The sequence below is a fragment of the Collinsella aerofaciens genome (genome assembly GCF_002736145.1).
GTDB lineage: Bacteria > Actinomycetota > Coriobacteriia > Coriobacteriales > Coriobacteriaceae > Collinsella > Collinsella aerofaciens_A.
In genome coordinates this window covers 1,614,427-1,628,750 of record NZ_CP024160.1, presented here as the reverse complement: position 1 = coordinate 1,628,750, position 14,324 = coordinate 1,614,427, and the positions used below count along the sequence as shown (strand labels likewise).

Annotated in this window: 9 protein-coding genes; 4 read left to right on the top strand and 5 right to left on the bottom strand. The window is 63.1% G+C overall.

Annotated features, from left to right (window positions below):
* The first annotated feature begins 81 nt into the window (after window positions 1–81).
* Together CSV91_RS07150 and CSV91_RS07145 are read left to right on the top strand one after the other, a co-directional pair.
* On the top strand, window positions 82–1,707 hold the full coding sequence (locus tag CSV91_RS07150) for a sensor histidine kinase (RefSeq protein ID WP_099432343.1): 1,626 nt from the start codon (window positions 82–84) through the stop codon (window positions 1,705–1,707).
* Between the two features lie 4 nt (window positions 1,708–1,711).
* On the top strand, window positions 1,712–2,425 hold the full coding sequence (locus CSV91_RS07145; protein WP_232049585.1) for a response regulator: 714 nt from the start codon (window positions 1,712–1,714) through the stop codon (window positions 2,423–2,425).
* A gap of 94 nt (window positions 2,426–2,519) precedes the next feature.
* Here CSV91_RS07145 and rlmKL read toward each other — a convergent pair whose 3' ends face one another.
* A complete protein-coding gene (gene rlmKL / locus CSV91_RS07140) occupies window positions 2,520–5,087 on the bottom strand; it encodes a bifunctional 23S rRNA (guanine(2069)-N(7))-methyltransferase RlmK/23S rRNA (guanine(2445)-N(2))-methyltransferase RlmL (protein ID WP_099432341.1) in 2,568 nt (855 codons plus the stop codon).
* A gap of 75 nt (window positions 5,088–5,162) precedes the next feature.
* On the opposite strand from rlmKL, the gene CSV91_RS07135 reads away from it, so the two are divergent.
* Entirely contained in the window at window positions 5,163–5,993 is an 831-nt protein-coding gene (locus CSV91_RS07135; protein ID WP_157758010.1) for an HAD hydrolase family protein, read from the top strand.
* A gap of 190 nt (window positions 5,994–6,183) precedes the next feature.
* Window positions 6,184–6,888 carry a transaldolase gene (locus CSV91_RS07130; RefSeq protein WP_172622463.1) on the top strand — a complete coding sequence of 235 codons (705 nt, stop codon included), beginning with the start codon at window positions 6,184–6,186 and terminating at the stop codon, window positions 6,886–6,888.
* 381 nt (window positions 6,889–7,269) lie between these two features.
* Here CSV91_RS07130 and CSV91_RS07125 read toward each other — a convergent pair whose 3' ends face one another.
* The 4 genes from CSV91_RS07125 to CSV91_RS07110 form a co-directional block, all read right to left on the bottom strand.
* A complete protein-coding gene (locus CSV91_RS07125) occupies window positions 7,270–9,417 on the bottom strand; it encodes a Tex family protein (protein WP_099432338.1) in 2,148 nt (715 codons plus the stop codon).
* Between the two features lie 362 nt (window positions 9,418–9,779).
* Window positions 9,780–11,699 (bottom strand): ABC transporter ATP-binding protein, encoded by a 1,920-nt coding sequence (locus CSV91_RS07120; protein ID WP_099432337.1) that lies wholly within the window; start codon window positions 11,697–11,699, stop codon window positions 9,780–9,782.
* Window positions 11,692–13,515, bottom strand: a complete 1,824-nt coding sequence (locus tag CSV91_RS07115; RefSeq protein WP_099432336.1) for an ABC transporter ATP-binding protein — start codon at window positions 13,513–13,515, stop codon at window positions 11,692–11,694. The genes CSV91_RS07120 and CSV91_RS07115 overlap by 8 nt, the downstream gene beginning before the upstream one ends.
* Complete coding sequence (locus CSV91_RS07110) at window positions 13,508–14,014, bottom strand: MarR family winged helix-turn-helix transcriptional regulator (RefSeq protein ID WP_099432335.1); 507 nt, start codon at window positions 14,012–14,014, stop codon at window positions 13,508–13,510. The genes CSV91_RS07115 and CSV91_RS07110 overlap by 8 nt, the downstream gene beginning before the upstream one ends.
* Window positions 14,015–14,324: the final 310 nt, after the last annotated feature.

Here is a 14,324-nt window from a genome sequence, read left to right as displayed (position 1 = left end):
TTTATTCAGTCCAAGTTTCGGGGCGCAGTTCACTGTCCCCTTTGTGGTGGTTTTTGTTTTTGAGAGAGGGGCGGGGCGCTGATGGACGTCCGTACGGACGGCGATATTGCCGATAGCTTTTGGTGGCGGCGTACAACGCTGACGCGCCGCACTCCTCTGTATGACGCCTGCGTATCGGTGGGGCTGCTGGTCGCGGCGACGATTGTGGGCGCGCTGCTCGACCATCCGGGTCTCGCGCCGAGCATCATGATCGTCTATGTGTTCGCCGTTCAGCTGTGCGCATTCTTTACCTGGAGTCGCCTGTATTGCTTGCTGAGCTCGGCTGCCGCCGTGGCGCTCTACAACTTCTTGTTTGTCGACCCGCGCTACTCGCTGTCGCTTATCGACCGCGTCTATCCCGGCATGTTCTTCATCATGTTCGTGGTCTCGCTTGTGTCGAGCTCGATTGCGTTGGCCCTGCGCCGCGCCTTGGCACAGGCTGCCGCCAGCGACCGCCGCACGCATATGGTGCTCGAGACCAACCGCATGTTGCAGCGCTGCGCCGATCAGCAGCAGATCGTTCACGCTATGGCCACGCAGCTGGCGCGTCTTTCGGGCCGTCCGGTCGTGTGGTACGGCGCCGACGCCGAGGGCGATGACCTGCTGCCGCGTGCGACATACACGGCCGTGGGCGATGCCGTGCCGGTGCACGAGCTGGCGCCGCAGATGCCGCCGCGGCTCTCGGCGTCCGCCTATGTGGGAACGCCGCTCGATGCCACCTATGGCGGCTCGGCGTTTTATGGCATCTACCTGACGGTTCGCGCGGGCGACGGCTTCGTGCGCTCGGGCGACCCCGCCTCGGTGGTGGGCGTGCTGGCTATCGTTGCCGAGCCCGACGTGCTGACGCATGAGGAGCGGGCACTTGCCGATGCCATCGTGAGCGAAGGCGAGCTGGCACTCGATCGCGCCCGCGCCATGGAGGCCCGCGAGGAGGCGGCGGTGCTCGCCAAAAACGAGCAGCTGCGCGCCAACCTGCTGCGCTCGATCTCGCACGATCTGCGCACGCCGCTTACCAGTATTTCGGGCAATGCCGACGTGCTGCTCGACCAGGGCTCGACCGGCACCGCGGTGCTCGATGCCCAGACGCGCCGCGGCCTGCTGCTATCCATTCGCTCGGATGCGCTGTGGCTCAACGCCACCGTCGAGAACCTGCTTGCCATCACCAAGCTCGAGGGCGGCGGCATGCATCTGTCGACAACGCTCGAGCTTATGGACGATATCGTCGAGGAGGCGCTGCGCCATGTAAATCCGGCCGTGCGCGAGCACGACCTTAAGGTGGTGGCGTGCGATGAGCCGGCGCTCGTCAACGTCGACGCGCGTCTGATGGTGCAGCTGGTGGTAAACCTGGTGAACAACGCCATCACCTATACGCCCGCAGGCTCGCATATCGTGATTTCGATTGGCGTCGACGATGGGCACGTGGCGTGCTCGGTGGCCGATGACGGGCCGGGCATTGCGCCCGAGGACCGTGAGCGCATCTTTGAGTCGTTCTACACCGCCAACCATGGCCTGGCCGACAGCCACCGCAGCGTGGGCCTGGGGCTTTCGCTTTGCCGCTCCATTGCGCTGGCACATGGCGGTAGCATAGAGGTTGCCGCGGCGGACCCGCACGGCTCGGTCTTTACGATCGAGCTTCCCGTCGCCGATGTTTCGTTTGATAAGGAGTAGCGCCGTGCCGAACTCTGCCGTAAAACCGCTCATCTTGGTTGTCGAGGACGATCCCGCCGTTCGCAACCTCATCGTTGCCGCGCTCGAGGCGCACGGCCTGCGCCATATGGCTGTGGAGACCGCCCATGCCGCTATCGCCGCCGCCTCGTCGCAGGCGCCGAGCATCGTTCTGCTCGATCTGGGCCTGCCCGATATGGACGGCGTCAAGGTGGTGGAGTCGGTGCGCACATGGTCGGGCATGCCAATCATTGTGGTCTCGGCGCGCAGCGAGGACGCGGACAAGATCCGGGCACTCGATGCCGGTGCCGACGACTACCTGACCAAGCCGTTTTCGGTCGAGGAGCTGCTCGCGCGCATTCGCACCACGCTCAGGCGTCTCTCGTATGCGCAGACGGGCGGCGTTGTCTCCGAGGGCTCGTTCGATACCGGTGAGCTGCATATCGATTTTGATGCCGGCATCGCCACGATGGATGGCGAGGAATTGCATCTGACGCCGATCGAGTATAAGCTCCTGTGCCTGCTGGCGCATAACGCCGACAAGGTACTGACGCACCAGTTTATCCTGCACGAGATTTGGGGTACGGCGACCAAGAGCGACCTGGCGAGCCTGCGCGTCTTTATGGGCACGCTGCGCAAGAAGATCGAGTCCGACCCCGCGCATCCGCGCTATATCCAGACGCATGTGGGTATCGGCTATCGCCTGGTCACCCAAGGCTAGATCGCCAACCATCATCCCAATATGAGTTGCGGTGAAATACGGTCTAAATTTGCCTAATTCCAGGCAAAACAGTCCGTATTCCACCGCAACTTTGTTATTTGCCCTTGGGCTTGCTGGCGTAGAACTTCTTCTTTTTGGGCTTGCCGGCGGGGAAGGGCTTGCCGGCAAAGTTGGACTTGCCGTTGCCGGCCTGCGCGTGCGCGGGTACTGCCGCACGGGGCTTGCGGGCCTCGGGGTTGCGCAGTTCCTCGACGCGCTCGGCAATTTCCTCGGCGCTAAAGCCGACTTCGGCCATGGCGTCCTCGATGGGCAGGCGGCGCACGATGTAGCAGTGGTGCACCTTCTGGTTGCGCGCGAAGTCCTCGGGGATGGTCTGCGCCGTAATGTCCTCCAGCACCACGCCCGCGCGGGCGAGCTTGCGCGTTTCGGGGCGGAAGCCGCGCAGGTTGCAGCTAAAGATGGCATGGCCGCCCTGCGCGAGCAGGCGCGATACGCCGGCCAAAAGCTCAACATGGTCGCGCTGGACATCCCAGGTGCGGTGGCCCATCTTGGACGAATTCGAGAACGTGGGCGGGTCGACAAAGATCAGGTCCCAGCGGTTGCGCGTCTGGCGCTGGTCGCGAATCCAAGCGAGTACGTCGTCGCGCACAAAATGATGCTGAGGCCCCACAAAGCCGTTCTGGCGCATGTTGCGCTCGGCCCAGTCCAGATAGGTGTTGGAGAGGTCGACCGTCACGGTCTCCTCGACGCCGCCATCTGCCGCGTAGCAGGTGGCGGTGCCGGTGTAGGCAAACAGGTTGAGGAAGCGGCGCGCCTGCTTGGCGTGCTCACGCACTAGGTTGCGGGTGACGCGGTGATCCAGGAAGATGCCCACATCCAGATAGTCGTCAAAGTTGACGGCAAAGGTAAGGCCGCCCTCCTCGATGAGCGGCAGGCGACGGCGCGCGATATTGGCACGCTCGCCCGAGCCGCCCTTGCCGGCGCCTTGCTTGCCGTACTGCGAGCCGCCGCGCGAACGCATGCGGGCCTTGGCGTGCACGTGCTCGGCCGGGACATCTAGGATACGCGGCGCGATGGCCAGAATGTCGAGCATGCGGGCCTGGGCCAGTGCGGGGTCGATGGTCTTGGGCGCGGCGTATTCGGCGATGACGAGCCAGCGGCCCGGCGTCTGCGGGCAGCCCTCGTACAGGTCAATGGCGGCGGAGTAGTCGGGCAGGTCGGCATCGTAGACGCGGTAGCAGCTCACGCCTTCGCGCTTGGCCCACTTGCGGCGCAGACGGGCGTTCTTGCGCAGGCGGTTGGCGAACTGCTCGGACTCCGGGATGAGCACGGGCAGCGGCTTGCCGTCGCCCAAGTCGAGTGTGGCGGCAGGCTCGGGCATGGCGGAAGCGGCGGCTTCATCGTTGACTTCGTTGGCATCCGCAGCCTCGGCCTCGGCATCCGCACTGGTCGCAGCCTCAAACGCTGCGGCGGCGTGGTCGAGCGAGGGCCAAACCTCAATAGTTGCCTCTTCATTATTGGGCATGACGGCGATGGAGCGCGCGGGCTCGGCGTGGAGCGCGCGGGCCATAAGGCCATCGCGGGTGAGTGCGGCGACCGGTGCCGAAGCGAGCTCGGGCGCGCGGCGCAGCTCGCCGACCAGCGTCATGGCGTCGTGCATGAGCGAAAGCGGGGTCTCGGTGGTGTCTGCGACCACGGCGGCACCGGCAACGGCACCTGCGTGGTCCAGCACGGTGGCGGGCTTGGCGGCACAAAAGTCGACAAAACGCTTGTAGCCGGCGCACTTGACCATGCGCTCGGCAGTCTTGCGGGCGGCGGGGTCGATGTCTACGGCCACGATGCGCGCCTGGCGCTCGCGCGCTGCCGCTTCGCGCTCGCGCGCCTCGGCAAGCAGCTGCTCCCACAGGGCGGCGTCGTGCAGCTGCCAGCCCTCAAAGCCCCAGCGCTCGCGTGTGGCGCCCGGGGCGCGGTCGGTTAGGATATTCACTGCCTCCAGCAGCAGACCGCCGCCGGCGCACGAAGCGTCGACCAGCGTGGGCAGGGCTTCGTTCTCGTAATCGTCGGCCGTCAGCTCGCGCTCGCACAGTGCAGTCCAGCCGACCTGCGCCAGCACCAGGGCGGCGTAGTCGGGGCGCAGCACGTGTGTGCCCTCGCCGGCGCGGGTCGCGGCGGGCGGCAGGCGCTTGAACAGCGGGTCGCCCGAAAGGTCCAGGCTGATGCTCGCGCGGCGCTGACGCAGCGAAAGCAGCAGGTGGACGTCGGGATCGGCGGCATCGACATCGGCGCGACGGCCCGTGGTCTCGGCCAGACGGTCGCACAGCGCGTCCTTGGCGCGCAGGGCCGAGAAGCGCGTGTTGCGCAACTGCTCGGTCACGCCGCGGGCGGTGATGGCGATGGTGGCGCTGGGGCGGACGATGCTCTCCCAGGCGATGTCGTAAACGCCGTCGTACAACTCATCGGCATCCTGCGCCTCAAAGCGCCCAAGCACCACAAACACGCGGCTGGCCAGGCGCGACCACAGACAGGCGCGGTAGCCTTCTTCGAGCTCGCCCTCAAACGTAGCGCGGCCCTTCAGGCGGCGGACATGCGAAAGCCCGAGCCACTTGAGCTCGTCGGCGAGTGCGGATTCAAAGCCCTCGGGGCAGCTTGCATAAAATTCCATGGGTGACCTCTCTGATTGCGTCGCTCCATTATATGATGGATGCTTCGTTTGCCCTTATCCTCGAAAGGAACCCATATGATTGATGCGTGCCCCGATTCCGCCGTGCTCTTTTTTGACGTGGACGGCACGCTGACGTCGTTCGATCCCGACGATATGACCGATAAGGACTTCAATGCAGTCCATCCGTCGAAGGCTGTTGTCGATGCATTTGGTCGACTGCGCAATGCGGGTCACCGGGCATTTATCTGCACGGGTCGCCCCTTGTGGCTGATTGCCGATGGCCTGCGTGCGCTGAACCCGGCGGGTATCGTTGCCATGGCAGGCGCTACGCTCGAGGTCGAGGGCCGCGTGGTGCACGAGGATTGCTTTGACGAGGACGTTATCGCGGAGCTCGCGCGTCGTATTACTGTGGCGGGCGGCGAGGCGTTGTTCGAGACGAACGGTGCCACCTATTCACTTGAGCCAGTTGGCGTCGAACAGTCATTTCTGCTAGGCGCCGGCGTGGTGCACGGCGTTGACCAGATGCGCGTCGATGGCCGCTTGCGCGTAGGCAAGGTGTGCATTAACGCGTGCGACCTGGCTCGCGTAGCCAACGATGATGGCTTTATCGATCGCGAGTTTGAGCTGTGCAACACCGGTGGCCAGAATCGCGAGCTGAGCCCCAAAGGCATCGACAAGGGCTTGGGCGTGGCGCGAGCGCTGGAGTATCTGGGCCGCACCGGCAACGCGCGCACCTTTGGCTTTGGCGATTCGGGCAACGACCTGGGCATGCTCGCCGCCGTCGAGACGGCTGTAGCCATGGGCAACGCCATGCCCGAGGTCAAGGCAGTCGCCGACTACGTGACCGACGATGTCGTCCACGACGGCACCGTCACAGCGATGCAACATTTCGGCCTCATCTCATGAATCTCGCCTTCTGACGTTTGCTCAAACTGCGACTCTTTGCTTTTGCATGCTCAATCGATTTATCAATCCAAACACTGAGGCGTTTATACCGTTCGCCGAGAAGATAAAAAACCGCAGCTCACACCTTGATAAACGTAGGTAAAGTGTTTAGCAGTTTACCGGCCTTGTGCAAACGAAAGGAATCAGGCAGATGGCAATCAAGGTGTTCGCTGACGGTGCAAACCTCGAGGGCATGCTCGACATGTACGAGAACGGCAACGTTCAGGGTTTCACGACCAACCCGTCCCTTATGAAGAAGGGCGGCGTGACGGATTACCGCGCGTTTGCCAAGGAGGTCCTGGCCCACATCACCGATGTGTCCGTGTCGTTTGAGGTCTTTGCCGACGACGTCGAGACCATGGAGATCGAGGCCCGCGAGATCGCTACCTGGGCAGATAACGTCTACGTCAAGATTCCGTGCGTGACCACCAAGGGCGAGTCCACCGCCGAGCTGGTCCGCAAGCTTTCGGCCGACGGCATCAAGGTCAACGTTACCACCATCTTTACGCCTGCGCAGGTCGACGAGATGGTCGAGGCCGTTGACGCCGAGACGCCGTCCATCATTTCGCTCTTTGCCGGCCGCATCGCCGACACCGGCGTCGACCCCATTCCGTTTATGACGGAGTCGGTCAAGAAGGCCGCCGCCAAGCCCAACTGCGAGGTCCTGTGGGCGTCCACGCGTGAGCTTATCAATATTTACCAGGCGGAAGGATGCGGTTGTCAGATCATTACGGTGCCCAACAGCATCCTGGCCAAGCGCAAGAACATCGGCCGCGATCCGTACGAGGTCTCGCTCGACACCGTCCGCGGCTTTGCCAAGGATATCGCCTCGCTCGGCTTCCATATCCTGCCGTAACGCGAACACTGACTACGCCGCGGGCTGCTCGTCCCGGCCTTTCCTTTCCCTATCGCTCACGCGCTTCGCGAGGGTCGCGCTAGGCAAAGGAAAGGCCGGGGCTGCCGACACGAGCTTGCCGGTAGGTTGGTGATAGGCTTCCATATCCTGCCGTGGACAAAGGTACCCCCGCCCGCGCCGTGCAAAATTGAGAGTATTCAGCAAGGTAAAGGCTTTTACCAGTTAACCGAAGCACGGAACAGCCCTCGTTTTGGCTCTGATGACGCTAAAACGGGGGCTGTTTCTTGCTTTTTCGTCTCTGAGGGGCATCCGGAACGGTGGAAATTGCAGAATACTCGCGATTTTGCACGTCGCTGCAGGGGGTACCCTTGCTTTGGCGGTTTACTTCCCCTGCACCATGGTGAGCGAGATTTTCTTGCGGTCGCGATCGACCTTTTCGACCCACACCTTGACCGTGTCGCCGACGCGCACCACGTCGCTCGGGTGCTTGACGAAGCGGTTGGCGAGCTTGGAGATGTGCACGAGGCCGTCCTGGTGCACGCCCACGTCGACGAAGGCGCCAAAGTCCACAACGTTGCGCACCGTTCCCTTGAGCTCCATGCCGGGCTCCAGGTCGTCGATGGAAAGCGCCGAGCGGCTAAAGACCACCTCGGGCGCGTCGTCGCGCGGGTCGCGGCCGGGCTTCTTGAGCTCGTTGACAATGTCGATGAGCGTGAGGGTGCCGCAGTCCAGGTCACTTGCCAGCGCCGAGATACTGCCCAGACGGCGCTCGATGTCGGGCACGCCGCCGCGGCTGAGCTCGCTTGCCGCAACGCCGGCACGCTCCAGGACGGACGTGGCCACCTCGTAGCTCTCGGGGTGGACGCTCGTCGCATCGAGCGGGTTCTTGCCACCGCTGATGCGCAGGAAGCCCGCGGCGTTGAGGTATGCCTTGGGTCCCAGCTTGGGGACCTTCTTAAGCTGGCGGCGATCGGTAAAGGCGCCGTTTTCCTCGCGGTATGCCACGATGTTCTTGGCCACGCTCGGCGTGATGCCCGATACGTATCCCAGCAGGCTCGCGCTTGCGGTGTTGACGTCGACGCCCACGCGGTTAACGACGTCCTCCACCACGTGGCCCAGGGTGCGTGAAAGCTCGGCCTGGTCGAGGTCGTGCTGGTACTGGCCTACGCCGATGGACTGGGGCGGAATCTTGACGAGTTCTGCCAGCGGGTCTTGCAGGCGGCGGCCCAGGCTCATGGCGCCGCGCACGGTGACGTCCAGGTCGGGATATTCCTGGCTGGCGAGCTCGGAGGCGGAGTACACCGACGCGCCGGCCTCGTTGACGATGGTGTATTGCAGTCCGGGCGCCTGCTCGGCAATGAACTCCGAGACGACTTCCTCGGTCTCGCGGCTGGCGGTACCGTTGCCGATGACGATGGTGTTGACGCCGTCCTTTTTGACGAGGCGGGCGAGTTCGCGCTTGGTGCCGGCGACGTCGTGGCGCGGCTTGGTGGGGTAGACCACGCCGTGGTCGAGTAGCTTGCCGGTCTCATCCATGACGGCGACCTTGCAGCCGGTGCGGTAGCCCGGGTCGAGCGCGAGCACGCGGGCGCCGCGTACGGGGCGCGCCGAGAGCAGGCCCTCGAGATTCTTGGCAAAGACGTTGATGGCCTCGGTCTGGGCGCGAACGGTGAGTTTGGCGCGGGCCTCGCGCTCCAGCGAGGGGGCCATGAGGCGCTTGTAACCGTCGGTGATGGCGGCGTCAAAGACGGGCGCGAAGACGCCCTGGCGTCGGGGCCAGCGGCTGCCGAGGCGTGCCGTGGCGGCGGCGCCGTCGACGTTCACGCGCACGCGGAGCTTGCCCTCGCGCTCACCGCGGTCGATAGCCAGCACGCGGTGGTTGGGAATACGGCGTAGCGGCTCGTCAAAGTTGTAGTAGGGCTCGTAGGGGGTCTTCTCGGCGGGGTCGGTGGCCTCGACGACGATGTCGGCGGTGTTTTGCGTAAAGGCGCGCAGGTCGGCGACGTTCTCAGGGTCTTCGGCCACCGTCTCGGCAACGATGTCGGCGGCGCCGGCGAGCGCCTTTTCGGGCGTGTCGAAGCCGGCTTCCTGGTTGACGTATGCCGCGGCGGCGTCGAGTGCGCTGCCCTTGGCCGAGGCCTGCATGATGATCATGTTGGCGAGTGGCTCCAGGCCGGCCTCGCGGGCCTTCTGCGCGCGGGTCATGCGCTTTTTGCGGTAGGGCTTGTAGAGGTCCTCGACACGCTGGAGCTGCGTGGCCTCGCGAATCTGCTGCTCGAGTTCGGGCGTGAGTTTGCCCTGGGCGTCGATGAGCAGGATGACGTCCTCTTTGCGCTGCTCAAGATTGCGCAGGTAGGACAGGCGCTCGTCGAGCGCGCGCAGGGCGACATCGTCCATGCCGCCCGTGGCTTCCTTGCGGTAGCGCGAGATAAAGGGGATGGTGTTGCCCTCGTCGATGAGCTTGACAGCCGCCTCGACGTTGCCGGCCTTAAGGTTGAGCTCGCGGGCGAGCTGGGCGATAAGATCCATGGGACTCCTTGCGTTTAAGGTGCGTTTGCAGCACAGAGCTACCAAGGATACCACTTGCCACTCCACCAAAGCAGTCTTTTTGGGACGGGGCTTTTTAGCTACTTTCGTCGTCTAGCCTGCGCGATGATTTTTCTGGGACGGGGATATAAAAATCATCCTTACAAAACGAGGCCCTGGCCAAACGGCCAGGGCCTCGCAAACTTTTATTCCGTTCTAAATGACGGGCTGATCGCGCGCAGGAGGACGCCCCGGGGGCGGGCGGGGTATTTCCTCCGCGCGCAGTTTCGCAGCGAAGCGAGAATGTTTGAGCACGGAGGAATTACCCCGCCCGCCCCCGGGGCGCCCTCCGTCAGTAACCGGTCCTACTCCAGCTCAAACGCACCCGTGTACAGCTGGTAGTAATACCCGCGCTTGGCGATCAGCTCGTCGTGGTTGCCGCGCTCGATGATGCGGCCGTGGTCCAGGCAGATGATCGCGTCGGAGTTGCGCACGGTGGACAGGCGGTGCGCGATGACAAACGTCGTGCGCCCTTCCATGAGCTTATCCATGCCCGCCTGCACGATGGCCTCGGTGCGGGTGTCGATGGAGCTCGTGGCCTCGTCCAGGATCATCGCCGGCGGATCGGCGACGGCAGCGCGTGCGATTGAGATCAGCTGGCGCTGACCCTGCGACAGCTGGGCGCCGTTGCCGGTGAGCATGGTGTCGTAGCCGTCGGGCAGGCGGGTGATAAAGTCGTCGGCGCCCGCGAGCTTGGCCGCCGCGATGCACTCCTCGTCGGTGGCGTCCAGGTTGCCGTAGCGGATGTTATCCATCACGGTGCCGGTGAACAGGTTCACGTCCTGCAGCACGACGCCCAGCGAGCGGCGCAGGTCTGCCTTGCGGATCTTGTTGACGTTGATGCCGTCGTAGCGGATCTTGCCGTCGGCGATGTCGTAGAAGCGGTTGATGAGGTTGGTGATGGTCGTCTTGCCGGCACCGGTGGCGCCGACAAACGCGACCTTCTGGCCCGGCTTGGCAAACACGGACACGCCGTGCAGCACCTCGTGGTCGGGCGTATAGCCAAAGTCCACGTTGTCCATGACCAGGTCGCCACGCAGCGGCACGTACTCGATCTCGCCGGTCGCGCGGTGCGGATGCTTCCACGCCCACATGCCGGTGTGGTGGTCGGCCTCCTCGAGCTCCCAGGTCTCGGGGTTCACCTGCGCGTTGACAAGCGTCACGTAGCCCTCGTCGGCCTCGGGCTCCTCGTCGAGCAGCTCAAAGATGCGTTCGGTGCCGGCAAGGCCCATGACCACGGCGTTGATCTGCATCGAGATTTGGCCGATCTGGCCGCAGAACTGCTTGGTCATGTTGAGGAACGGCACCACGACGGCAATGGAGAGCGCCATGCCCGAGAGGCTCAGGTTGGGCACGCCCAGCGCCAGGAAGATGCCGCCGGCCAGCGCGACCAGCACGTAGAGCAGGTCGCCCAGGTTCCCGAGGATCGGCATGAGGATGTTGGCGTACATGTTGGCCTTCTGCGAGACCTCGAAGAGCTTCTCGTTGCGCTCGTCAAAATCGGCCTCGGCGGCGGACTCGTGACAGAACGCCTTGACGACCTTCTGGCCGTTCATGACTTCCTCGATATGGCCCTCGACCACGCCGAGCTCGGTCTGCTGCGCGATAAAGAAGCGCGCGGAGTTGGAGCCGAGCAGCTTGGTCATAAAGGCCATAAAGGTGACGCCGGCGATGATGACCAGGCACATCCACACGCTGTAATACAGCATGATGAAGAACACGGTGACGATGACGATGATCGTCATGAGCAGGTTGGGCAGCGACTGGCTGATCATCTGGCGCAGCGTGTCGATGTCGTTGGTGTAGTGGCTCATGATGTCGCCGCGCTGGTGCGTGTCGAAGTAGCGAATCGGCAGGTCCTGCATGCGGTTGAACATCTTCTCGCGCAGCTTCTCGAGCGAGCCCTGCGTGATGACGGCCATGGCGCGGTTCCAGAAGAGCGAAGACGTGACGCCCACGGCGTAGATGCAGCCGAGGGTGGTCACAAGCTTCAGAATTTTGGGCTGCGCGGCCGTCCAGTCGCCCGACTGCCATGATTCGCTGATGACTTGCAGCGCGCTCTGGAGAAACGTCGCGCCGATGGAATTGATGATGGCGCAGAGCACCACGCCGGCGACGACGAGGGGCAAAAGCACCGGGTAGAAGCCAAAGAGCATCTTGATGAGGCGCGTCATGGTGCCACCCTTGCGGTTGCGTGCGCGCTCGGCGGTAGCTGCCTTACTCATGTGCCTCGCCTCCTTCCTGGGTCTGAGCTTGCGGTGCGGATGCCTCGGTGTCGGCTGCGACGGTCTCGGCCGCCTCCTCGCCCTCGGCACTCATCTTGTTTTGCGAGGTAAAGGTCTCGCGGTAGATCTCGCTCGTCTTGAGCAGCTCGTCATGGTTGCCGATGTCCTTGATGCGGCCACCCTCCATGACGATGATGCGGTCAGCATCCTGCACGGAGCTAATACGCTGGGCGATGATGAGCTTGGTCGTGTTGGGCAGATAGCTCGCCAGGCCCTCGCGGATCTTGGCGTCGGTCTTGGTGTCGACGGCGCTCGTGGAGTCGTCCAGGATCAAGATCTTGGGGCGACGCAGCAGGGCACGCGCGATGCAAAGGCGCTGCTTCTGACCGCCGGAAACGTTGGAGCCGCCCTGCTCAATCCAGGTGTCGTAGCCCTTGGGGAAGCCGTCGACAAACTCGTCGGCGCAGGCCAGATGTGCGGCCTCGCGGACTTCCTCGTCGGTGGCGTTCGGGTCGCCCCAGCGCAGGTTCTCGGCGATGGTGCCGCTAAACAGCACGTTTTTCTGCAGCACCATGGCTACCTGGTGGCGCAGCGCGTCCAGGTCGTAGTCGCGCACGTCCACGCCGCCGACGCGCACGGTGCCCTCCGTGACATCGTACAGGCGGGCGATCAGGTTTACGAGCGTCGACTTGGCCGAGCCGGTGCCACCGATAATGCCGATGGTCTCGCCGCTCTTAATATGCAGGTCGATATCGTCGAGCGCCTGGCGCTTCGCGTACTCGGAATACTTAAAGCTCACGTGGTCAAAGTCGATGGAGCCGTCGGCAACCTCGAGCACGGGCTCGGCGGGATCGGCGATCGTGGGCTCGGCAGCCAGCACCTCGGTAATGCGGTGTGCCGATTCGTCGGCCATGGTCACCATGACAAAGATCATCGACAGCTGCATCAGGCTCATGAGAATCTGGAAACCATAGGTAAAGGTCGAGGAGAGCTGGCCCACGTCGAACAGGGTGCCCTGGCTCGTGATGATGAGCTTGGAACCCAGGTAGATGATGACGACGAACGCGCCGTTGACGCAGATGTTCATCATGGGGTTGTTGAAGGCGAGCAGCTTCTCGGCGCGGGTGAAGTCCATCTGGACGTCGCGCGCGGCGGTGGCGAACTTCTCCTTCTCGTAGTCCTGGCGCACGTAACTCTTGACCACGCGCATGCCGGTGACGTTTTCCTCAACGGATTCGTTGAGCGCGTCGTACTTGTGGAAGACGCGCGAGAAGATGGGGCGCACCTTAAAGATGATAAAGAACAGTCCAAAGCCCAGCAGCGGAATGATGACCAGGTAGACCATGGCAACGCTGCCGCCCATGATAAACGCCATGGTAAAGGCGAAGATCAATACCAGCGGCGCGCGCACGGCGATACGGATGATCATCATAAAGGCCTGCTGCACGTTGTTGATGTCGGTGGTGAGGCGGGTGACGAGCGAGGAGCTCGAGAACTCATCGATGTTGGCAAAGCTGAACGTCTGGATCTTGTAGAACAGGTCGTGACGCAGGTTCTTGGCGAAGCCGCAGCTCGCATGGCTGCAGGTGATGCCCGCGGCGGCGCCAAAGGCGAGCGACGTCAGCGCGATGAGCACCAGAAGGCCGGCGGTGGGCAGCATCTCGGTAACGGCGGTGCCGTCCTTGATGGCGTCGATCATGTCGGCGGTGATAAACGGGATCATCATCTGGCAGATTACCTCGCCAAGCACCAGCAGCGGTGTGGCGATCGTGACCTTCATGTAATCGCGGATGCTGCCCATAAGGGTTTTAATCATCCAGTTCCTCCCAGGTTACGCGGATTTTCTCGAGCATTTCGGCGAGGTCCTCGCGCTCGTCGTGGGTGAGCGCGCTAAAGGCCTGCTCTCTAAAGCGAATGCGGGCCGCCTGATCGATGCGGGCGTTTTCTCGGCCGGTTTCGGTCAGGCGAATGGTGAGTTGCCGTCGATCTTTGGGGTTACGGCTGCGCTCGATGAGGCCGTTGAGCTCGAGCTTGGACAGGATCTCGGAAAGCGACCCCGGCTTGAGGTCGAAGTGCATGCCGAGCTCCTGCTGCGACATCTCGCCGCCGGGTTGCTTGGCCAGCAGGCAGATGATGGGCGCCTTGCCGGACACGCCTCCGCCATGAAAATGCATGTAATGGCCGCAAAAGCCCAGGCCATTGAGGATGCGCTTGGCAAGCTTGTCTTCTGAGCTAACCGCTTCGGGTGCATCCGCCGGCTGTGACGGGTCGCCGCCGGGCTCGTGCGAACAAAGGTTAAGAGGTTCATCGCACATGAATTAGTGTTGCTCCTTTCTTTAGTTAGGTAGTGGAATTGTTTTGTGCCTAACCAATCTAGGAGCATGAGAAATGAATGTCAAGGTACCAAACTTATTAAGTTACGGCGTTTTGCCAAACGCCGTAACCGCTCGACGCTGCAAGCGTTCCTAAGCGGCAATCTGACGTTCAATCGTCGGGCATGGCCACAAGGCCTATGCCCTCCTCTTTCACGTCACCTTGCTCGCTTAGGAACGCTTTCGCTGTCCGTTCTCAACCTGTGATTCAGCCACGGTCCGCTTCGGTGCATGTGATCCCTTGGGGACGGAG

Coding starts and splice junctions, on each gene's coding strand:
- CSV91_RS07150 (WP_099432343.1), top strand. CDS start 82: ATGGACGTCCGTACGGACGGCGATATTGCCGATAGCTTTTGGTGGCGG.
- rlmKL (WP_099432341.1), bottom strand. CDS start 5,087: ATGGAATTTTATGCAAGCTGCCCCGAGGGCTTTGAATCCGCACTCGCC.
- CSV91_RS07125 (WP_099432338.1), bottom strand. CDS start 9,417: ATGGATCTTATCGCCCAGCTCGCCCGCGAGCTCAACCTTAAGGCCGGC.
- CSV91_RS07110 (WP_099432335.1), bottom strand. CDS start 14,014: ATGTGCGATGAACCTCTTAACCTTTGTTCGCACGAGCCCGGCGGCGAC.
- CSV91_RS07120 (WP_099432337.1), bottom strand. CDS start 11,699: ATGAGTAAGGCAGCTACCGCCGAGCGCGCACGCAACCGCAAGGGTGGC.
- CSV91_RS07130 (WP_172622463.1), top strand. CDS start 6,184: ATGGCAATCAAGGTGTTCGCTGACGGTGCAAACCTCGAGGGCATGCTC.
- CSV91_RS07115 (WP_099432336.1), bottom strand. CDS start 13,515: ATGATTAAAACCCTTATGGGCAGCATCCGCGATTACATGAAGGTCACG.
- CSV91_RS07135 (WP_157758010.1), top strand. CDS start 5,163: ATGATTGATGCGTGCCCCGATTCCGCCGTGCTCTTTTTTGACGTGGAC.